Origin of the sequence: Mycobacterium paragordonae, from assembly GCF_003614435.1 — a bacterium.
Lineage (GTDB): Bacteria > Actinomycetota > Actinomycetes > Mycobacteriales > Mycobacteriaceae > Mycobacterium > Mycobacterium paragordonae.
Genome location: NZ_CP025546.1, coordinates 4515922 through 4536077 on the forward strand (window position 1 = coordinate 4515922; position 20156 = coordinate 4536077).

The 20156-nt window shown below is 66.6% G+C and carries 19 protein-coding genes; 7 read left to right on the plus strand and 12 right to left on the minus strand.

Going from position 1 to position 20156, the window contains the following annotated elements; translation table 11 throughout:
• Nucleotides 1–216: 216 nt before the first annotated feature.
• Together C0J29_RS20420 and C0J29_RS20425 are read left to right on the plus strand one after the other, a co-directional pair.
• Entirely contained in the window at nt 217–1146 is a 930-nt protein-coding gene (locus tag C0J29_RS20420; RefSeq protein WP_065163261.1) for an esterase family protein, read from the plus strand.
• Nucleotides 1147–1204: 58 nt separating this feature from the next.
• Nucleotides 1205–3208, plus strand: a complete 2004-nt coding sequence (locus tag C0J29_RS20425) for a TPM domain-containing protein (RefSeq protein ID WP_120793397.1) — start codon at nt 1205–1207, stop codon at nt 3206–3208.
• A 182-nt stretch (nt 3209–3390) separates the two neighbouring features.
• On the opposite strand, the gene C0J29_RS20430 is transcribed toward C0J29_RS20425, so the two are convergent.
• From C0J29_RS20430 to C0J29_RS20460, 8 genes are all read right to left on the minus strand, one after another.
• Nucleotides 3391–3675 carry a WXG100 family type VII secretion target gene (locus C0J29_RS20430; protein ID WP_065049602.1) on the minus strand — a complete coding sequence of 95 codons (285 nt, stop codon included), beginning with the start codon at nt 3673–3675 and terminating at the stop codon, nt 3391–3393.
• Nucleotides 3676–3736: 61 nt separating this feature from the next.
• Nucleotides 3737–4033, minus strand: coding sequence for a WXG100 family type VII secretion target (locus tag C0J29_RS20435; protein ID WP_055581774.1), 297 nt, complete (start codon nt 4031–4033; stop codon nt 3737–3739).
• Nucleotides 4034–4162: 129 nt separating this feature from the next.
• Nucleotides 4163–4492: a hypothetical protein gene (locus tag C0J29_RS20440; protein ID WP_082977931.1), complete on the minus strand. Its 330-nt coding sequence runs from the start codon at nt 4490–4492 to the stop codon at nt 4163–4165.
• Between the two features lie 819 nt (nt 4493–5311).
• Entirely contained in the window at nt 5312–6505 is a 1194-nt protein-coding gene (locus C0J29_RS20445) for a PPE family protein (RefSeq protein ID WP_065044351.1), read from the minus strand.
• Nucleotides 6506–6738: 233 nt separating this feature from the next.
• Nucleotides 6739–7023 (minus strand): WXG100 family type VII secretion target, encoded by a 285-nt coding sequence (locus tag C0J29_RS20450; RefSeq protein WP_065166013.1) that lies wholly within the window; start codon nt 7021–7023, stop codon nt 6739–6741.
• A 91-nt stretch (nt 7024–7114) separates the two neighbouring features.
• Nucleotides 7115–8296: a PPE family protein gene (locus C0J29_RS20455; protein WP_065166014.1), complete on the minus strand. Its 1182-nt coding sequence runs from the start codon at nt 8294–8296 to the stop codon at nt 7115–7117.
• Between the two features lie 34 nt (nt 8297–8330).
• Nucleotides 8331–8546, minus strand: coding sequence for a hypothetical protein (locus C0J29_RS32925; protein ID WP_162951521.1), 216 nt, complete (start codon nt 8544–8546; stop codon nt 8331–8333).
• Between the two features lie 680 nt (nt 8547–9226).
• The gene (locus C0J29_RS20460; RefSeq protein WP_174814909.1) at nt 9227–10642 is read right to left on the minus strand and encodes a glycine--tRNA ligase; all 1416 of its coding nucleotides are present in this window, start codon (nt 10640–10642) and stop codon (nt 9227–9229) included.
• A 173-nt stretch (nt 10643–10815) separates the two neighbouring features.
• Here C0J29_RS20460 and C0J29_RS20465 point away from each other — a divergent pair, with 173 nt between their 5' ends.
• The gene (locus tag C0J29_RS20465) at nt 10816–11214 is read left to right on the plus strand and encodes an ArsR/SmtB family transcription factor (RefSeq protein ID WP_120793398.1); all 399 of its coding nucleotides are present in this window, start codon (nt 10816–10818) and stop codon (nt 11212–11214) included.
• The gene (locus C0J29_RS20470) at nt 11211–11609 is read left to right on the plus strand and encodes a Fur family transcriptional regulator (protein ID WP_065042568.1); all 399 of its coding nucleotides are present in this window, start codon (nt 11211–11213) and stop codon (nt 11607–11609) included. The genes C0J29_RS20465 and C0J29_RS20470 overlap by 4 nt, the downstream gene beginning before the upstream one ends.
• Nucleotides 11610–11657: 48 nt before the next feature.
• Here C0J29_RS20470 and C0J29_RS20475 read toward each other — a convergent pair whose 3' ends face one another.
• Genes C0J29_RS20475 through recO form a run of 3 tightly spaced genes read right to left on the minus strand, consistent with a single transcriptional unit; the run spans nt 11658 to nt 13769 of the window.
• Nucleotides 11658–12068 carry a hypothetical protein gene (locus C0J29_RS20475; protein WP_120793399.1) on the minus strand — a complete coding sequence of 137 codons (411 nt, stop codon included), beginning with the start codon at nt 12066–12068 and terminating at the stop codon, nt 11658–11660.
• Complete coding sequence (locus C0J29_RS20480; protein WP_120793400.1) at nt 12068–12958, minus strand: decaprenyl diphosphate synthase; 891 nt, start codon at nt 12956–12958, stop codon at nt 12068–12070. The genes C0J29_RS20475 and C0J29_RS20480 overlap by 1 nt, the downstream gene beginning before the upstream one ends.
• A complete protein-coding gene (gene recO / locus C0J29_RS20485; protein ID WP_120793401.1) occupies nt 12951–13769 on the minus strand; it encodes a DNA repair protein RecO in 819 nt (272 codons plus the stop codon). Before recO ends, C0J29_RS20480 begins: the two co-directional genes overlap by 8 nt.
• 61 nt (nt 13770–13830) lie before the next feature.
• On the opposite strand from recO, the gene C0J29_RS20490 reads away from it, so the two are divergent.
• The 3 genes from C0J29_RS20490 (at nt 13831) to C0J29_RS20500 (ending at nt 19158) form a co-directional block, all read left to right on the plus strand.
• The gene (locus C0J29_RS20490; protein ID WP_065166017.1) at nt 13831–15330 is read left to right on the plus strand and encodes an amidase; all 1500 of its coding nucleotides are present in this window, start codon (nt 13831–13833) and stop codon (nt 15328–15330) included.
• A gap of 54 nt (nt 15331–15384) precedes the next feature.
• Nucleotides 15385–17034 carry a RecQ family ATP-dependent DNA helicase gene (locus tag C0J29_RS20495; RefSeq protein WP_120793402.1) on the plus strand — a complete coding sequence of 550 codons (1650 nt, stop codon included), beginning with the start codon at nt 15385–15387 and terminating at the stop codon, nt 17032–17034.
• A gap of 147 nt (nt 17035–17181) precedes the next feature.
• Nucleotides 17182–19158, plus strand: coding sequence for a PE domain-containing protein (locus C0J29_RS20500; RefSeq protein WP_120793403.1), 1977 nt, complete (start codon nt 17182–17184; stop codon nt 19156–19158).
• On the opposite strand, the gene C0J29_RS20505 is transcribed toward C0J29_RS20500, so the two are convergent.
• The gene (locus C0J29_RS20505; protein WP_120794860.1) at nt 19155–20120 is read right to left on the minus strand and encodes a GlxA family transcriptional regulator; all 966 of its coding nucleotides are present in this window, start codon (nt 20118–20120) and stop codon (nt 19155–19157) included. The genes C0J29_RS20500 and C0J29_RS20505 overlap by 4 nt on opposite strands.
• Nucleotides 20121–20156 lie beyond the last annotated feature (36 nt).

Sequence of the window (20156 nt, forward strand, 5' to 3'; positions counted from 1 at the left end):
GGTTATGGGTACCAAACGGGTCACTGGGTCGGATCCAGGGTTGCAGCAGACGGTCGGGCCGAGCGGCTCGTCCCGCTATTCAGTTCGGCTGGCGAGAGCACCCGCGGCGAGCCCGCCAGACGAACGTCCCAGCCGATAACAGGAGTCACCGTGCAGGAACAACCAAAGCCCAAGCGGGAATACGACATTCGCAAGCACGAACAGAAGAAACCCTGGATGCGTCGACTGACCGCCGCCGCGGTCGCGGCCGCGGCACTGCCCGGTCTGCTCGGTGTCACCGGCGCCGAACCGACCGCGCGAGCGGCGGCGCCCGAATTCCTGCAGGTTCCCTCCGCGGCGATGGGACACAACATCACCGTGGAGTTCCAGCAGGGCGGTGCACCGGCGGTGTATCTGCTGGACGGCCTGCGGGCGCGCGATGACCGCAACGGCTGGGACATCGAGACGAACGCCTTCGACGAGTACCAGGGGTCGGGCATGTCGGTGGTCATGCCGGTCGGCGGGCGCTCCAGCTTCTATGCGGACTGGTACGGGTCGGCCAACGGCGCCACCTACAAGTGGGAGACGTTCCTGACCAGCGAGTTGCCTAGCTTCCTGGCCGGCAAGGGCGTCCGTTCCACCCGCAACGCCGTGGTCGGTGTGTCGATGTCGGGATCGTCGGCGTTGATCCTGGCGGCCTACCACCCCGGCCAGTTCGCTTATGCGAGCGCATTATCGGCCTACCTGACTCCCTCCAGCGGGAACGGGCCCACCCTGATCAAGCTGGCGATGAACGACGAAGGCGGCTACAACCCCGAAGACATGTGGGGACCGTCCGGCGGACCGGGCTGGCAGCGCCACGACCCGACCGTCCAGGCCGGCCGGCTGGCGGGAAACAACACCCGCCTGTGGATCTACAGCGGCAACGGCACACCGTCGGAATTGGGCGGCGGCGGCGGCAACTTGCCGGGCCAGATCATCGAGCAGGTGGTGCTGCAGAGCAACGTCGACTTCAAGAACGCATATAACGGCGCCGGCGGCCACAACGCCACCTTCAACATCGACGGCAGTGGGCAGCACGCCTGGGGGTACTGGAATGCGCAGCTGGTGGCCATGAAGGGTGACATGCAGCGCACCCTAGGCGCCAGCGGCGGCGGCCCGACCTGATATCCCGGGCGCACAGGCCGGTCGCTGGATCGGGGCCCGCCCACGTTTAATTAGCGGTATGCGCATTGCTCGCCTGATCGGCGTGTTCCTGACGATGGTGACGGTGGGGCTGGGCGGGGGGCTACTGATGGCGCCCCCCGCCGGCGCGCAGCCGCCGTTCCGGTTGTCGGAATACCTCACCGACAACGCGGGGGTCCTCGGCGACGCGGATCGCGCGGCCGTCACGGCCGCGGTCGACAAGCTCTACGCCGACCGGCACATCCGGCTCTGGGTGGTATATGTCGACAACTTCTCCGGCCAGAGCGCCGAGAACTGGGGCCAGCGCACCTTCCGAACCAGCGAACTGGGCAACTACGACGCGCTGCTGGCGGTGTCCACCACCGGTCGGGCGTACTCCTTCCTGGTGCCCAACGACATGCGGGGTGTCACCCCCAATCAGGTCGACAACCTGCGGCACAACCAGATCGAACCCGCACTGCGGAACGCCCAATGGGGTGCCGCGGCGATCGCCGCCGCGCAGGGACTCAATCAGACGACCAGTTCGACGAGTCGTTACGTGCTGCTCGGCGCGCTCGGCGTCATCGTCGTCGCGCTGCTCGTTCTGCTTCTCGTCATGCGCCGGCGCGCGCGTCGGCGGCGCGCCAACGCGGTGGCCGCGGCCCGCCGGGTGGATCCCACCGACGCGACGGCACTGGCCGCGGTTCCGCTGGACATCCTCGACGACCTGTCCCGGACGAAGGTGGTGGAGGTCGACAACGCGGTACGCACCAGCGCCAACGAACTCGCGCTGGCCATCGACGAGTTCGGCGAAGAGCGGACCGCGCCTTTCACCCAAGCCGTGAACAACGCGAAAGCTGCTCTGGCACAAGCTTTCACGGTGCGCCAACAACTCGACGACAGCACGCCTGAAACGCCGGCGCAGCGTCGGGAGCTGCTCACCCGGGTGATCGTCTCGGCCGCGGGCGCCGACCGCGAACTGGAGTCTCAGACCGAGGCGTTCGAGCAGTTGCGCGATCTGGTGATCAACGCCCCGTCTCGGCTAGACGCGTTGACCCAGCAGTACGTCGAGCTGACCGCCCGGATCGACCCGGGCGAGCGGCGGCTGGCCGAACTGCACAGCGAATTCGGCGTCGCCGCGTTGACTCCGGTATCGGCCAACGTGGCCACCGCCAAGGAGCGGCTGGAGTTCGCCGACCGCAACATCGGGGTGGCGCGGGAACTGGCCGACCACGCCGTCAGCGGGCAGCAGAGCCGTTTGGTGGATGCGGTGCGTGCCGCCGAATCCGCCCTCGGGCAGGCCCGATCCCTGCTCGACGCGGTCGACAGCGCAGCCGGCGACATCCGGCAGGCCGTGGCGAACCTGCCGTCGGTGCTGGCCGACATTCAAGCGGCGATCAAGCGCGCCAACGAGCAGCTACAGCAGACCCAGGGCAACAAGTCCGCGCACACCGGCGAACTCATCGCCGCACGCGACGCGGCTGCCCGGGCGCTGGACAACTCTGGCGGCGGTCGCGGCACCGCCGACCCGCTGGGTGCCTTCGCGCGGTTGTCCAAGGCCGACGCGGAGCTCAACCAGATGCTGACCCTGGTCGCGCAGGAGCAGGCGAACGCCGAACGACTCCGGCGGTCGTTCGAGCAGGCGCTGTTCACCGCCGAATCGCGGGTTCACGCGGTATCCGAGTACATCGACACCCGCCGCGGCAGCATCGGACCCGAAGCCCGGACCCGATTGGCCGAGGCCAAACGCCAACTCGAAGCCGCACACGCCCGCAAGTCGGCCAATCTGCCGGAGGCCATCGCCTACGCCAACGGGGCTTCGACGCTGGCCGCGCAGGCCCAGTCACTGGCCAACGCCGATGTCCAGGCGGCGCAGCGGGCCTACGCCCGTCGCGGCGACGGCAACACCGGCGCCATGCTGGGCGGCATCATCATCGGCGATCTGCTCAGCGGGGGCCTGCGAGGTGGTTTCAGCGGCTGGAGCCCGACGTCGTTCGGCGGGTCTTCCAGTTCGTCGGGTGGGTCGTCGGGCGGCGGCTTCATGGGCGGCGGCGGGCGGTTCTGAGCCCGGCATCGCGAACCGGCGCACCCCACGGGCAGTGCACCCGCGGCGGAGGACCCCACGAAAACAAAAAACTGCGCACGCCCACCCGCAGGTAGGCGTGCGCAGCCTTGCTCAGTTCAGCTGGCCCACGACGGGCGCACCGGGTTACGGCCCGATGCGCCGCCGCGAACCGAGAACTTGTATCAGGCCCAGCTGGACCCGACGGCGCTGTCGGTCTGCGCCATGTTGTTGCCGGCGCTCTGGACCTTCTGGCCGTGAGCGTTGGCCTGCTCGTAGATCACCTGGAAGTTACGGCCCAACTGGGCGATGAACTCCTGGCAAGCCACCGAACCGGCGCCGCCCCAGAAGTCACCGGCAGCCAGGACATCGCGAACGATGGACTGGTGCTCGGCCTCCAAGTTGGCGGCCTGTGCGCGGATCAACGCGCCGTGCGCGTCGACGTCACCGAACTGGTAGTTAATGGTCATTGAACTGGTCTCCTTAGTTTGTGAAAGTTTTTAAGCTGCAGCGGCTTTCGCCGCCATCGGGCTAGCTGCTGAGGATCTGCTGCGAAGCCTGCTCTTGCTGCTCGTAGTTGTTCGCGTCGCGGATAAGTCCGTCACGCACTCCGTGCAGCATGTTCACAATGTTGCGGAAGGCCTGGTTCATCTGGCCCATCGTGTCCAGCGAGGTCGCCTGAGCCATACCGCTCCAGCCGGCGCCGGCGATGTTCTGCGAGGACGCCCACATACGACGGGCCTCGTCCTCAACGGTCTGGGCGTGCGTCTCGAAACGGCCCGCCATGGCCCGCATAGCGTGCGGGTCGGTCATAAAACGAGTTGCCATCTTGGCTATCTCCTTTGGGTTCGTGGATGTGTTGCTAAAAACTCAACCAGTTTGATTGATGTGATCACCGGGCCCGGACTTTCCGGATCCGCTAATCACCCGTAAACATCGACAGTCTTTCCCTTTCTCTCATCCGGCTGCCGGCGAATGCGGGACCACGCTGCTTCCGCGTGGCATCTCGAAACGTGGTTCGGCGTTTTCCGCTTCCCACTGTTTCCACTCCGCCCATTCATCCCACTCGTCGTTGGCCGGTTCGATCGGTTCCGGATCGACCGCACCTGGCACCACGACGACGTCCTCGACACCTGATTCAGACTCCTTCGCCCAATGGTCGTAGTCGTCTGGTGGAACGGCCGTGCCCCAACTCAGCGGAACCGATAGTCCGCCTAGCATGCCCGACTCGCCCCGTTTTGCCGCCACAGAATCGGGCGGCAAGGGCGGACCAAGAGGCAAAAGCACGCCTGTCCCCTTTCAGTGCCGATCTCATCTTCTTGCTCCAGGTGTAAGTACACACCACCGAGCACCTGAATCGTAAGCCAATCCGGCAACAAATAGGAGCGAAATCCAAGATTTCACCGTCGTTAGAGGGCCCTATCGGTGCCTGCGCCCGCACCAGCAGGGTCGATCCCGCGATACCGGGGCTCGTCGACTTCATATCCGGCTGACCCGAAGCCGTCGGGAGCCGCCCGAGCGCAGCCGATCGAGGTTCAACGGGGGCTACCGCGGCGGTGTTGCCACCCCGTCACACCGCACCTTCTTGCATCCGCCGGCGGCTGAACGCAAGGCTTTCTGACCGGCTGTCGCGCCACCTGCGGCACGGTGTGATGACCTGCTGCAAACCGGACGCGGCACGGTGACTCGTGACGCCGGCGGCGACCGCGTCATGCCACGTGCCCCGGTGAAGCCCCGGCGACTTCGTACCGGTCGCCGTTCAACGTGCCGGCCTGTCGGCCGCAACCGACGAGCGAACATTCGGGCACTGGCCCCTTTTTCATGCGAATCGATAGAAGAGGCTGCCGAGAACATTTACTGAATGCGATATTCCTGATCAATTTTTCAGGAATGCAATTCTCATATCGCTGTTCCCATCGGGAACCACCGAAATATGCGAAGCCGGCGCCGCCGGGGACGCGTGTGGGAAGGTCGGATTTGCCGTGGTCGGCGAATTCCTGATGACTGACGATCTCTGCCAACGGTCGCCGCGGCGGACCAGGTGCCGCAATGAAAAGCGCGGGCGACGCAAACCCCCTGCGTCACCCGCGCCTACGATCATCCGGCTTATCCGACGCCGGTCCGCGGGATCACGCTCGGCCGGTTCTGCACCACATGCGGGCTGGCGCCGCCACGGCCCATCATGCCGCCGGGCATGCCGCCGCCGGCACCGCCGGCGCCCATCGGCATCGGCATCATCGGCATGCCGCCGCCGGCGCCCATGCCCGCGGCTCCCGCCGCTTGCGCCATCTCGGCGGCGTTGGCACCCAGCCCCGACATCGCGCCGGTGGCCATTCCCTTGGGCACCGAACCCTGCCAGGTCGGCGGCACCGACATCGAACCCACCAAGCGGGCGTTGCCGAGACCGGCCGACATCCCGCCACCGAGAGCAGCCCCACCGGCGCCCAGGCCCTTCATCGGATTGACGTCACCGACGAACTTGGGTGCGTCCACCAGTCCGGCGGCCGTCGACGCACCGGCCAGTCCGGCCGTGCTGGAAGCCGACGTACCGGCCTGCATCAGCGGGCCGATCAACATGCTGGCAGGCATGGCGCCCAGCTGTGCCACCGAAGAGATCGACTGGATCGGTAAAGCCGCGGCCGCCGACTGCACACCTGCCACCATCCCGGGAGCCGCCGCCATCACGCCTTGCATCGCGGGGCTCACCGCGGCTGACGCCGTGGTCGCCAGGCCGGTGAACTGAGCACCGACGTTGGCCGCCAGGCCGGCCAGATCCATCGGCGGCATGGCGAACGGGGTCAGGCTCTCGGCCACCGCCGTCGCTCCACCGTGGTAGCCGAGCATCGCGGCAACATCCTGCGCCCACATCTCCACGTAGTCGAACTCGTTGGCGAAGATGGCCGGCGTGTTCAGCCCCAGGAAATTCGTCGCGATCAATGTCATCAGCGAAATCCGGTTGGCTTCCACCACCGCCGGGTGCACCGTCGCGGTTAACGCGCCCTCAAAAGCCGACGCCGCCGCACGCGCCTGCAGCGCCGCCGCGTCCGCCTGACCGGCCGCAGCCGACATCCAGTCCACATACGGCAACGCCGCGGCCGCCATCGCCGCCGACGCCGGGCCGGCCCACGGTCCACCGGTAAGACCCACAATCACCGCATTGAACGAGGACGCCGACGCGGCCAGATCCGCCGCCAAACTGTCCCAGGCAGCCGCCGCAGCGTGCAGCGGACCCGGTCCGGCACCGCTGAAAATCCGCAGAGAGTTGATCTCCGGCGGCAGCCACGCAAAGTCCAAAATCATCGCATCCCCAAATCAGCCAGCCGCCTCAACGGCTCCATCCCTGCATCAACCATCACTGCTACCCAACCTGCGACCCCGCCCATATGGATCGTAAAACAATCCACCGCAGCAGTCTGGCCTTTGGCCAAACTGGCTACATTCGGCATTCGCGAACGAAGTCGACTTAGTTACTTGCTCAGTGTATTCGCTTTCTGACCGGCCCCGGACACCAATAATGTCCGGTCGTCGGTAGGTCAGGCCCAGCTGGAGCCGACGGCGCTGTCGGTCTGGGCCATGTTGCTGCCGGCGCTCTGGACCTTCTGGCCGTGGGCGTTGGCCTGCTCGTAGATCACCTGGAAGTTGCGGCCCAACTGGGCGATGAACTCCTGGCAAGCCACCGAACCGGCGCCGCCCCAGAAGTCACCGGCAGCCAGCACATCGCGAACGATGGACTGGTGCTCGGCCTCCAAGTTGGCGGCCTGTGCGCGGATCAACGCGCCATGGGCGTCGACGTCACCGAACTGATAATTGATCGTCACCGGGAAAAACCTTCCTGGCCGCCGTGAGATTCGCTCACGCGTCCACCCTTTTGCGCAAATAAATTTAAGTCGAAGCCGACAAATCCGGCTGTTATCCGACGCCGGTCCGCGGGATCACACTGGGCCGGTTTTGCAGCACATGGGGGCTCGCGCCGCCGCGGCCCATCATGCCGCCGGGCATGCCTCCGCCACCGCCGCCCATGCCCATCGGCATCGGCATCATCGGCATGCCACCGCCTCCCGCGGCCTGTGCCATCGCTGCCGGATTCGGCATCGCACCCAGGCCGGCCATGGCCGAGCTGCCCATCCCCTTGGGAACCGAGCCCTGCCAGGTCGGCGGCACCGACATCGCGCCCACCAGGTGCGCCTTGCCCAGGTCGCCCGCCATTCCCGCGCCGCCGAGCGCGGCACCACCGAGGCCCTTTGCCGCGGGTGCGATGTCGCCGACGAACTTCGGGACGTCTGCGAGATCGGCGGCCGCCGTAGCACCGGCCAGACCGGCCGTGCTGGTGGCGGATTGTCCCGCTTGCATCAGCGGTCCGATCAGCATGCTGGCGGGCATGGCGCCCAGCTGAGCCACTGACGACAACGTCTGGATCGGCAATCCCGCCGCGAGTGCCTGCGCTCCCGTTGCCAAACCGGCACCCGCGGCCACCACACCCTCCACCATCGGGCTGATGGCGGCCGACGTGGTGGTTGCCAGTCCGGTGACCTGCGCGCCGACGTTGGCCGCTAGGCCGGCCAGATCAAACGGCGGAGTGGCGAACGGGGTCAGGCTCTCGGCCACCGCCGTCGCGCCACCGTGGTAGCCGAGCATCGCGGCCACGTCCTGGGCCCACATCTCCACGTAGTCGAACTCGTTGGCGAAGATGGCCGGCGTGTTCAGCCCCAGGAAGTTCGTGGCGATCAACGTCGAAAGCGACGTGCGGTTGGCCTCCACCAGGGCCGGGTGCACCGTCGCGGTCAACGCCCCCTCGAACGCCGACGCCGCCGTGCGCGCCAAGCTCGCCGCCGCGTCCGCCTGGCCGGCCGCCGCCGTCATCCAGTCCACGTACGGCAACGCCGCGGCCGCCATCGCCGTCGATGCCGGTCCCGCCCACGGCCCGCTGGTCAGACCCACGATCACCGCATTGAACGACGACGCCGACGCGGCCAGATCCGCCGCCAAACCGTCCCAGGCCGACGCCGCCGCGTGCAGCGACCCCGGCCCGGCACCGGCGAAAATCCGCATTGAGTTGATCTCCGGCGGCAACCACGCAAAATCCCAAATCATCGCAACCCCAACCCCAGCCAACCGATCCGACTAGTCACGGGCAGCCCGCAACGCGAACAGCCCATCGGCGGATCGTAAGCCACATCACAGTAAAAGTCTGTAGTTTCGCCAAAATTTCCTCGATGAATTTGATAAGGCCGAGCTCACCTGTGCGCGACCGGACATCTGTCCAGCCGTGTGTCCACCAATTCGACAGCCCCGCCGCAGAATAACCCGGCGCGGCACCGGCGATGAAGCCTTGAATTGCCATTCAAAGACGGTGGTCGGGGCTGTTGGCGCAACCCTTTCAAAAATTGCCGGCCTTCCGTTACCGGGAATGAGCCATCTCGAACTTCCGGTTTACGAAAGCCAAAAATCCGGCCTCGTGGTGCCCGACATGAAGAAGTGCGCCCGGGCGCTTGCCGCGTCGCGGATTCCCGCGCTCCAGTGGTGGGTGTCGAGGATGCTCGGGTCTGCCATTCAGCGCCGCCGCAGCGTTAGGGTTGACGGAGCCGCGGTCAACCGAATTCCAAGTTCTGTCAACCAGTCTGCGGCTGCGGGCAGGTACGGTATGGGCGAGTCCGGAGCCCCCGGTCCCGACCCTGGACAAACCCGAGGCAGGCCCGGTCGGGGCCGCCCCACGGAAAGATTCGGTGTTGAGCTCGCCGGCGTTTGACGGCGCGGATATTGGTGTTTCCCCGCTTTACCCGAGTCGGTGTTGACACCGCCCCCGTGGGTGAACCCGGAATTCATACAGCCGGGATTGCGAAATCCACTCTGGCCATTCCCGGAATTACCGAAGCTGGTTTTCGTGCTGCCGAAGTTCACGCTGCGGGCGCTGAAATTCCTGGAGGCGCAATATCTGGAACTCCCTACATCACAGTAGAGGAATTGAAGATGTTGGCGTTTAGGCTGCTTTCCGCGGGCTCAGGTGAACCAACAGAACTGCCGTCAACCGCCCTTGAGGCGCACCGCCAGATAGTCGGCGACATTGTCGATCCCCACCCGCTCCTGCGTCATGGCGTCGCGTTCGCGCACCGTGACGGCGTTGTCCTCGAGCGAGTCGAAGTCCACGGTCACGCAGTAGGGCGTGCCGATCTCGTCCTGGCGACGGTAGCGCCGGCCGATCGCTCCGGCGTCGTCGAAGTCGATGTTCCAGCATTGGCGCAGCTCGGCGGCCAGGTCGCGGGCCTTCGGGCTCAAGTCGGCGTGCCGGGACAGCGGCAGCACCGCCGCCTTCACCGGCGCCAACCGGGGGTCCAGTCGCAGCACGGCACGCTTGTCCACGCCGCCCTTGGCGTTGGGCGCCTCGTCCTCGGTGTACGCGTCGATCAGGAACGCCATGAACGACCGGGTCAGGCCCGCCGCAGGCTCGATGACATAAGGCGTGTAGCGAGTGTCGGTGGCCTGGTCGAAGAACGACAACTCGGTTCCGGAATGCTTGCTGTGCGTCGACAAGTCGAAGTCCGTACGGTTCGCGACGCCTTCCAGCTCACCCCACGGGTTGCCCTGGAAACCGAATTTGTACTCGATGTCGACGGTGCGGTCGGAGTAGTGCGACAACTTCTCCTTGGGGTGCTCGTAAAGCCGCAGGTTCTCCGGATCGATGCCGAGGTCGACGTACCACTGGCGCCGGGTGTCGATCCAGTACTGGTGCCACTCCTTGGCGGTGGACGGCTCGACGAAGAACTCCATCTCCATCTGCTCGAACTCGCGGGTGCGGAAGATGAAGTTTCCCGGGGTGATCTCGTTGCGGAAGCTCTTGCCGATCTGCCCGATGCCGAACGGCGGTTTCTTGCGGGAAGTCGTCATGACGTTGGCGAAGTTGACGAAGATCCCCTGCGCGGTTTCCGGACGCAGATAGTGCAGCCCTTCTTCGGTCTCGATGGGACCGAGGTGGGTCTTGAGCATCATGTTGAATTCGCGCGGTTCGGTCCACTGGCCTTTGGTCCCGCAGTCCGGGCACACGATCTCGGACATCGGCACCGCATCGGGATCGCCGCCCTTTTTGGCCGCATAGGCTTCTTGCATGTGGTCCTGACGATGCCGCTTGTGGCAATTCAGGCACTCGACCAGAGGGTCGTGGAAGACCTCGACGTGACCGGAGGCCACCCACACCTCGCGCGGCAGGATGATCGACGAATCCAGCCCGACGACGTCGTCGCGACCGGTGACGACCGAGCGCCACCACTGCCTCTTGATGTTCTCCTTGAGTTCCACACCCAGCGGGCCGTAATCCCAGGCCGACTTGGTGCCCCCGTAGATCTCACCCGACGGGAAGACGAAGCCGCGCCGCTTGGCCAGGTTGACTACGGTCTCGATTACGGACGCCACGGGGGTGTGCGCTCCCTTCGGAGGACTCGGCAGACACGGGCAACGACGACCGCTTCCCGCAAATCATCCGTCATGGTAGCGATCGACGTCCGGTCTTTGACATGCATCATCATGCATGTGACAGTGGAGGCAGCCGGGGCTGGCTTCACCGGCTCCTGCGAATCGGCCCGAATGCCTCGAACGTCCAAAGGTGGTGACTCCACACGGTGACATCGCCCCGAACGGGTTCTGCCCCTGCCGCTGATGACGAACTGGCCGGTCATCACGAGCACAGCGCTGACGGTGTCGCCGCGCACCCCGCATATCCGACGCCACCTCCGCGCGAGATTCTCGACGCCGCCGGTGAATTGCTGCGTGCGCTGGCCGCGCCGGTGCGCATCGCGATCGTGTTGCAGTTGCGCGAATCCCAGCGCTGCGTGCACGAGCTGGTCGACGCGCTCGGAGTGCCCCAGCCGTTGGTGAGTCAGCACTTGAAGATTCTCAAGGCGGCCGGAGTGGTCTCCGGAGAGCGGTCCGGCCGCGAAGTGATGTACCGGCTTGCCGACCATCACCTGGCCCACATCGTGGTCGACGCGGTGGCCCACGCGGGTGAGGACGCGCCATGACCTCAAGCGAAGGGACCACCGTCCGTTCCACCCGTCAGCGGGCGGCCATCTCCACGCTGCTGGAAACACTCGACGAGTTCCGCTCAGCCCAGGAACTGCACGACGAACTACGGCGTCGCGGTGAGAACATCGGCCTGACCACCGTCTACCGCACGCTGCAGTCGATGGCCGCGGCGGGCATGGTCGACACCCTGCGCACCGACACCGGCGAGTCGGTCTATCGCCGGTGCTCCGAACATCACCACCACCATCTGGTGTGCCGCAGCTGCGGCTCCACCATCGAAGTCGGCGACCACGAGGTCGAGGCGTGGGCGGCCGAGGTGGCCGCCAAGTACGGATACTCCGAGGTCAGTCACACCATCGAGATCTTCGGCACCTGCGCAGACTGCCGCTGACCCCGGCCGGCCTTCGCCGAGTGTGAAGCTGGCCGCACGTTCGGCAGGTCAGGAGGTGAGTTCGGCGCGGATCCGGGCGCCCGTGTCGAGGACCAACAGGATCAGCGTGCGCAGGGCGTCGTCGGTCAGCCCGGCGCCGGGAAAGTTGTAGCGCAGCATCACGTCGCCGGTTTTGGTGCTCCGGCTGCCCTTCGCGGCGGCTTTCTCCAGGACGGTCAGCGAGCCGAAGTTCACCTCCCGCGCCTGGCCGGCCACCTGGTCGCGGACCTTCTTGGTCAGCGGCAGATCCCAGGCCAGCACCTGTGTCAGCGACATCAGGTCAAGGTCCTCGGCGATGCGCACCACCCGCAGCGAAGCGAACGTGCCGTCGTGACGGACCGTGAGCGCGCCGTCGGGCTCGGACTCCACGGACAGGATTTCCCCGAGTATCGAGGCCAGCCGTTCTGGCAGAGATGTCATCAGGCGCTCCCGAACCGTCTATTACGCGACGCGTACTCCTCGCAGGCCGCCCACAAGTCGCGGCGGTCGTAATCGGGCCACAGCTTGTCCTGAAACACGTATTCGGCGTAGGCGGCCTGCCACAGCATGAAGTTGCTGGACCGGTGCTCGCCCGACGTCCGCAGGAACAGGTCCACGTCGGGGATGTCCGGTCGCTGCATGTAACGCGAGATCGTCGACTCGTTGACGCGCTCCGGGTTGAGCCGGCCGGCTGCGGCCTCGGCGGCGATTCTGCGGGCGGCCTCCGCGATCTCCGTGCGGCCGCCGTAATTGACGCAGTAATTGATGGTGATGACGTCGTTGTTCTTCGTCACTTCCTCCGCGACGGCCAGTTCGTTGATGACGCTGCGCCACAGCCGCGGCGCAGAGCCCACCCAGCGGATCTTGACGCCCATCTCGTTCAGAATGTCGCGGCGTCGCCGCACCACGTCGCGGTTGAAGCCCATCAAGAACTTGACCTCTTCGGGCGACCGCTTCCAGTTCTCCGTGGAGAAGGCATAAAGGCTCAGCCACTTGATCCCGATTTCGACTGCGCCACAAGCGATGTCGATCACGACCGCTTCGCCCATCTTGTGTCCCTCGGTGCGGCGCAGGCCGCGCTGGGTGGCCCAGCGGCCGTTGCCGTCCATCACGATGGCGACGTGATTGGGCAGCTGAGCGGCCGGGATGCGGGGGGCTACCGCTTTCGACGTGTGCTGGGGAGGCCGGCGCGGTCCCCCGCCCGGAGCCGGCGGCAGCTCCGGGAAAACGACGGGCCACGTCGACGTGTCAGGGAAGGTCGGGTAGTCCTCAGGTGCCGGGGGAAGCTGCGGGAAGTCCGTGGACTTCAGTCTTTCGGCCTTCTTAGCCACACTCGGTATCCTGCCCGATCGGTCCGGCATGCTGTTCGATCAACCCAGCGCGCCGTTCGGCAACCGTGCGATCCACCTGGTAGACCCGCTCCACCAACGGCAACGTCTTGAGTTGCCGCTCCAGATGCCATTGCAGGTGCGCGGCCACCAGTCCGCTGACGTAGCTGCGGTGCGACGGCGGTGACTGCTCGGCGGCCTCCCAATCGCCGTCGTGCAGCGCGCACATCAGATCCAGCACGCCCAACGGCGGCGTGGTGGCTCCGGCCGGACGGCAGTGTGCGCAGACACTGCCTCCGGCGGCGATGTGGAACGCACGATGCGGACCCGGGGTGGCGCAGCGGGCGCACTCGGTCAGGGCCGGCGCCCATCCGGCGGTGCCCATGGCGCGCAGGAGGTACGCGTCCAGCAGCAGCTCGCGGGGGCGGCGACCGTCCGCGACCGCCCGCAGCGCACTCACCGTGAGCCGGTGCAGCGCCGGAGCGGGTGCCCGCTCCTCGCCGGCCAGACGTTCGGCGGTTTCCAGCATCGCGCAACCACAGGTGTAGCGGCCGTAGTCATTGACGATGTCGGTGGCGAACGCATCGATCGAGACGACCTGGGTGACGATGTCGAGGTTGCGGCCGGGGTGCAGTTGCGCGTCGATGTGCGCGAACGGCTCCAGCCGCGCGCCGAATTTGCTGCGGGTGCGCCGCACCCCCTTGGCCACCGCACGGACCAGCCCATGATCACGGGTCAGCAGGGTGACGATCCGGTCGGCTTCACCGAGCTTGTGCTGACGCAGCACAACAGCCCGGTCTCGATACAGCCGCATCACAATAGTTTTGCACCCCAGCGCGACATCGCGGGTATCCGCGCCGATAGTCTCGTACCCCGTGGTCAGCGCTTCTGGGTCTGTTTCCGGGGTCGATTCCGGCTCCGACAACCGGCGCTTGCCCACGTTAACCGACCTGCTCTACCAGCTCGCGACCAGAAAGGTCACGGCTGCCCAGTTGGTGCGCCGCTCCCTGCATGCCATCGATGTGAGCCAGTCCACGCTGAACGCGTTCCGGGTGGTGCTCACCGAGTCGGCCCTGGCCGATGCCGCGGTGGCCGACCGGCGCCGCGCCGCCGGCGACACGGCACCGCTGCTGGGCATCCCGATCGCGGTCAAGGACGACGTCGACATCGCCGGGGTCCCCACCGCGTACGGCACCGACGGATATGTCCGGCCCGCGACCGCGGACAGCGAGGTGGTGCGGCGGCTCAAAGCGGCGGGCGCGGTGATCGTCGGCAAGACCAACACCTGCGAACTGGGCCAGTGGCCGTTCACCAGTGGGCCGGGTTTCGGGCACACGCGCAACCCGTGGTCGCGCCGGCACACCCCGGGAGGATCGTCGGGCGGTAGCGCGGCCGCGGTGGCCGCGGGCCTGGTGACCGCTGCGATCGGCTCCGACGGCGCCGGCAGTGTGCGCATCCCGGCCGCATGGACGCATCTGGTGGGCATCAAACCGCAACGCGGCCGCATCTCCACCTGGCCGGAGCCGGAGTCCTTCAACGGCATCACCGTCAACGGTGTGCTGGCCCGTACCGTCGCCGACGCAGCACTCGTGCTGGACGCGGCCTCCGGCAATGTCGAGGGCGACCAGCACAAGCCACCTCCGCTCACGGCGTCCGACTATGTCGGTATCGCGCCCGGTCCGTTGCGCATCGCGTTGTCGACCGGCATCCCCTACACGTTCTTCCGGGCCAAGCTGCATCCCGAAATCCTGGCGGCGATCCAGAAGGTGGGCGAGCAACTCGAACTGCTCGGCCACACCGTGGTCAAGGGCAACCCGGACTACGGCATGCGGCTGTCGTGGGATTTCCTGGCCCGGTCGATGGCCGGGCTGTGGGACTGGGGCGAGCGGCTCGGTGAGAACGTCAACTGGGACCCCCGCACCCTGTCCAACATGCGCACCGGCCACATGCTCTCCCAGGCGACCCTGCGCACCGCGCGCCGCCACGAGGCCGCCGATCAGCGCCGGGTGGGATCGATCTTCAACATCGTCGACGTGGTGCTGGCGCCGACCACCGCGCAACCACCCCCGCTGGCGCGGGCCTTCGACCGGTTGAGCGGCATCGCCACCGACCGCGCCGTCATCGCCGCCTGCCCGTACGCGTGGCCGTGGAACGTACTGGGTTGGCCGTCGATCAACGTGCCGGCCGGTTTCACCTCCGACGGACTGCCGATCGGCGTGCAGCTGATGGGCCCGGCCAACAGCGAAGGCATGCTGATCTCACTGGCCGCCGAGCTGGAGGCGGTCAGTGGCTGGGCCGCCAAACAGCCAAAGGTCTGGTGGAACACCGGCAACAGCACTCCCCCGCTGCACAGCGTGCCGGACCCGCGCAACTGAAACCGTCGATGCCGCATCGGGTTTGGCGATTCCCCGGCGGGGTAGTTGACGGCGATGGACGGATCGGCAGGCGACACCAGCGAACTCGACGCCGTTGCCCGCACTCACTTCGGCTGGGACGAACTCACCGATCACCAGCGCGCCGCGATGCGGGCGGTGCTGCACGGTCGTGATCTGCTGGCCGTCATGCCGACCGGTTCGGGCAAGTCGGCTATCTACCTGATCCCTTCCGTGCTGACCGACGGCGTGACGCTGGTGGTCTCGCCACTGTTGGCACTGCAGAAGGATCAGATCGCCGCCATCGAGGAGAGCGGCGCGGGAACAGCGGTGGCGGTAAACTCCGCACTGCGAGCCGCCCAGCGCCGCCGGGCGTGGCAGGCCATCGATAGCGGCAGTGCGGACTTCGTTTTCATCTCTCCCGAACAGTTGGCCAACGATGAGGTCGTCGACAGACTGCGCCGGGTGCGGCTGTCGCTGTGCGTTGTCGACGAAGCGCACTGCGTGTCGGCGTGGGGCCACGACTTCCGTCCGGACTACCGCCGCCTCGCCGATGTGTTTCATCAACTGGGACAATCGATTCCGATTACCGCCTTGACGGCGACCGCGTCGGGCGTGGTGCGACGGGACATCATTGGGCGGCTGGGATTACACCGGCCTGACGTCGTCGTCGCCGGGTTCGACCGACCCAACCTGCGTCTGATCGTCGAACGGTATCTCGAGGAGGAGAACAAGCGCTCCGCGGTGATCGACTGGGTCGCGGCCCTGCAGGGTCCCGGCCTGCTCTACACCGCCACCCGCAAAGATGCCGAGTCCTATGCGGAAAGTCTGCGCGACAAGGGCATTGCCGCAGCGTTCTACCACGCGGGCATGTCCGCGGCGCAGCGCGAGCAGGTACACGTCGGTTTTCGCGACGACGCGTATGAGGTCGTGGTGGCGACGTCGGCGTTCGGCATGGGCATCGACAAACCCAACGTGCGGTTCGTCGCTCACGCGTCGACTCCGGATTCGCTGGACAGTTACTACCAGCAGATCGGTCGGGCCGGCCGGGACGGCGGGGACGCCCACGCGCTGCTCTTCTACCGGCCCGAAGACCTCGGCCTGGCACGCTTTTTCACTGCGGGCCGACCGGACGAGCAGTTGCTCCGCGCGGTATTCGGCGTGCTGGACCCGGTGCAGCCGACGAAATTGAGAGACCTGCGTGCCGCACTGGCCGTCCCCGGGCGCAGGCTGACGAGCGCGGTCAACATCCTTGAGGAGGCCGGCGCGGTGCGCTCCACCCGGAACGGCTTCGTGCGCCTTGCGGTATCGCCCGACGCCGCGCTCACAGCTGCCCAGGAGATGGTGGAACTGCGCGAGCGCGTCGATCTCAGCCGGGTCGAGATGATGCGCGGCTACGCCGAAACCTATTCGTGCCGAAGGGTTTCGCTGCTCTCCTACTTCGGCGAATACCTGGACGAACCGTGCGGCAACTGCGACCGGTGCCTGGCGGCCGAACAATTGGATGACGTCAGAACCGAACGGCCGGCGCACGACGTCGGCACCGCGGTGCGGCATTCCCAGTGGGGCTCGGGCATGGTCATCGGTGGCGACCACGAACGGGTGACCGTGCTGTTCGACGAGTTCGGCTACCGGACGTTGTCCATGGCTGCGGTGCGCGAGAAGGGCCTGCTGGAGGTTGCGGCCGGGGACGCCTCGGCCGGGTGAAGGTGCGGCCTGGCCCCGTCAGTCGGCCCGCCGATTCATGTCGTTCACAAATCTTTTGTGTCTCTGGGTCAGAAGTGTTGGAAGCGTGTAATTATGGGCATCGCCCCGTGTTCCGGTGGTTGAAATCTGACGGGTTGGAGGACAACGATGTCGTACCTGATCACCACGCCGGAGGTCTTGACGTTAGCGGCGGCAGAAGCTGCGGGTATCGGCTCGTCGATCCAGGCGGCCAACCTGTCCGCGTTCGCTCCGACCAGCACGGTGATGGCTGCCGCCGCGGACGAGGTGTCAACGGCGATCGCCTCGCTGTTCTCCGGCCACGCCCTGGACTACCAGGCGCTCAGTAAGCAGGTGGCAGCGTTCCAGGAGCAATTCGTGCTGGCGATGAACGCGGCCGGCGGGGCCTACGCGGCCGCGGAGTTGATCAATGCCGGTCCGCTGCAGCCCGTCGTTGACGGGGTTCTGGACGTGATCAACTTGCCTACGAACCTCTTCCTGGGCCGCCCGCTGATCGGTGACGGGTACAACGGCACACCCGGCACCGGGCAGGCCGGTGGGGACGGTGGACTTCTCTGGGGCAACGGCGGCGCGGGCGGCTCGGCCGGACTGGCAGGCCAGACCGGTGGACGCGGCGGCAACGCCGGGTTGATCGGCAACGGTGGCGCCGGTGGTATGGGCGGCTTCCGGACCGGGACCGGCGGCGCGGGCGGTACGGGCGGGTTGTTATGGGGTAACGGCGGAGCAGGTGGCACCGGGGGCTACGGCGGTGTATTCGTCCCAGCGGGAACCGGTGGTCTCGGCGGGTGGTCGCTGTCCCCCTTCGGTAACCCTGGCGCTCCCGGCCAGCCCGGCATTTACCTCAACATGGTCACGCCGGACGAGGCCAATATTCTGCAGATGCTGGCCCCGGATCGAAATTTCCTGCTGATCGGCACGGACGGCACGAACCTGAGCAGGGTGCTGGCCGACCCGCTCAATGTGAACTTCCGCGACTTCATGTCGGACGGCGTCACGTCGGCGTCGACGATCGTCGGGCACACCAGCGTCTCGAACCCCTCGTGGACGACTATCCAAACCGGTGTGTGGAGCGAGACGGCCGGCGTCACCAACAACGTCTTCACGCCGTGGACGTACAACGACTGGCCGACGGTGTACAACTATCTCGAAGCCGCCTACGGCAACAACATCGACACCACCGTCATCGCCAACTGGCCGGTCATCACCGATATCGCCGGTGCCGGCGCGTTCCCCGCCGACAAGATCACCTTCGTCGGGCACTCAGCGAGCGACCCCTACTGGTTCGCGTCGCAGAACGAGGTTGGCCAGTTGAGCCAACAGGCGATCACCGCCGCGAACCCCGCCAAGGGCAATTTCATCTTCTCGTACTTCGTCGGCGTCGACGAGAACGGGCATGCCTACGGCGGCGGCTCCCCCGAGTACGCCGCGGCCCTGCGCAACATGGACACCAACCTCGGCCACTACGGCAACGGCACTTTGGGTACCGGCAGCGGGTTGCTCGGGGCGGTGTCCGACTGGGAGATCAACAACGGCGAGCAGTGGGACGTGCTGATGGTCACCGACCACGGCCACATCGATCCCAACCAGTTCAACCGCGGCCACGGGTTCCAATCACCTTTGGAGACAGCGACATTCCTGATCTGGGACCAGGCAGGTTCTGTTCTTCCCGCCCAGAACGGGCTGATCAACAACTCGTGGCAGATCGTCAGCACGACGCCGACAATTCTCGACCAGTTCGGCATCACCCCGCAGCCGTACATGCAGGGTGCACCCCTGACGTCCCCCGTCTTCGACGGCACCTACGTCAATCCCGGCGCCAACCTGTTCAGTGTGGTGAGCGCCGACTTCGCCGCACAGGGTTACCCGGACCCGATCGTGAACTACAACCTGGACGCCCGCACGGTCGCCGCCACCATCCCGTACCTGGTGTACAGCCCGATACAAGGCATAGTCGACTCGGTGCCCAGCTTCTTGCAGCCGGCGGTCTCCTGGGTCGGGGCAGGCGTCTACCAAGCGCTGAACATCCCCGCGCAGGTCTTCGTCCGGCTCACCGGAGTGACCGGCAATGAGATCATCCCGCCGATCTTGAACCCGTTCTACCCCTAACAGGCCACGCCGTCAGCCGCATCCCTTTGCTCGCGGAAGGTGCTGCGGTAGCTCAGTGGTGCTACGCCCGTCATGCGGCGAAACTGCTCACGGAAGTTCGCCGCCGAGGCGAATCCGACTCGGCGAGCGATGGTTTCGACGCCGTCGTCGGTCGCCTCGAGGAGTTCCTGGGCGTGCCGGATCCGCACGCCGTTGACCCACTGCATGGGTGTCTGACCGGTCTCGCGCCGGAAGCTGCGGTTCAGCGTTCGCACGCTGGTGGAAGCGTGGCGTGCGAGGTCGGTGAGGGTCAGGGGCCGGTGCGCGTTGTTCTCGATCCAGGCCAGTACCGCGTCGAGTTCGGTGTTGGCTTCGCGCCGGTTGCGGATGATGAACTGCGCCTGGCCGCCGGTCCGGTGCAACGGCGCGACCGCCAACCGCGCCGCGTCGGCGGCCACCGCCGAGCCGTAGTCGCGGGCCACCATGTGCAGGCACAGGTCCAGGCCCGCGGATGCACCGGCAGAGGTGAGAATCTGGCCTTCGTCGATGTATAGCGCGTCGGCGTCGAGCCTGACGGCGGGATAAGCGGCCGCGAAGAACTCCGCCGCCATCCAGTGCGTAGTCGCCCGTCTGCCGTCCAGTATCCCCGCGGCCGCCAGCGTGAAGGCCCCACTGCAGATCGACGCTATCCGAATTCCTTTGCTATAAGCGTCTTTCAGCGTGGCGATGACATCATCGCCGACGGGGGTGCTGACGTCGTTGCGTCCGGGCACGACGATGGTGTCCGCGGTCGTGAGCTCGTCAAGGCCGAAGTCGGTGGTGATCCCGATCGGCCCCGCGGGGACAACGCGTTGCGCACCGCAGACCCGCACGCGGTAGCCGGGCCCGCCGTCGGCCAACCGGGCGCGCCCGAACGTCTCTATCGCAATGGCCAGGTCGAACGCGATGACGTCCGGTTCGGCAAGGACGGCGACGGTGTGCATGAATTGGCAATATACCGGCGCATGATGGCTGTCCGG

What these genes read in the sequence shown, in the direction of transcription:
- C0J29_RS20435 (WP_055581774.1), bottom strand. Translation starts at nt 4,033, where the DNA reads ATGGCAACTCGTTTTATGACCGACCCGCACGCTATGCGGGCCATGGCG.
- C0J29_RS20420 (WP_065163261.1), top strand. Translation starts at nt 217, where the DNA reads ATGCGTCGACTGACCGCCGCCGCGGTCGCGGCCGCGGCACTGCCCGGT.
- C0J29_RS20455 (WP_065166014.1), bottom strand. Translation starts at nt 8,296, where the DNA reads ATGATTTGGGATTTTGCGTGGTTGCCGCCGGAGATCAACTCAATGCGG.
- C0J29_RS20500 (WP_120793403.1), top strand. Translation starts at nt 17,182, where the DNA reads ATGTCGTACCTGATCACCACGCCGGAGGTCTTGACGTTAGCGGCGGCA.
- C0J29_RS32925 (WP_162951521.1), bottom strand. Translation starts at nt 8,546, where the DNA reads ATGGCAATTCAAGGCTTCATCGCCGGTGCCGCGCCGGGTTATTCTGCG.
- C0J29_RS20505 (WP_120794860.1), bottom strand. Translation starts at nt 20,120, where the DNA reads ATGCACACCGTCGCCGTCCTTGCCGAACCGGACGTCATCGCGTTCGAC.
- C0J29_RS20430 (WP_065049602.1), bottom strand. Translation starts at nt 3,675, where the DNA reads ATGACCATTAACTACCAGTTCGGTGACGTCGACGCGCACGGCGCGTTG.
- recO (WP_120793401.1), bottom strand. Translation starts at nt 13,769, where the DNA reads ATGCGGCTGTATCGAGACCGGGCTGTTGTGCTGCGTCAGCACAAGCTC.
- C0J29_RS20470 (WP_065042568.1), top strand. Translation starts at nt 11,211, where the DNA reads ATGACCTCAAGCGAAGGGACCACCGTCCGTTCCACCCGTCAGCGGGCG.
- C0J29_RS20475 (WP_120793399.1), bottom strand. Translation starts at nt 12,068, where the DNA reads ATGACATCTCTGCCAGAACGGCTGGCCTCGATACTCGGGGAAATCCTG.
- C0J29_RS20495 (WP_120793402.1), top strand. Translation starts at nt 15,385, where the DNA reads ATGGACGGATCGGCAGGCGACACCAGCGAACTCGACGCCGTTGCCCGC.
- C0J29_RS20425 (WP_120793397.1), top strand. Translation starts at nt 1,205, where the DNA reads ATGCGCATTGCTCGCCTGATCGGCGTGTTCCTGACGATGGTGACGGTG.
- C0J29_RS20445 (WP_065044351.1), bottom strand. Translation starts at nt 6,505, where the DNA reads ATGATTTTGGACTTTGCGTGGCTGCCGCCGGAGATCAACTCTCTGCGG.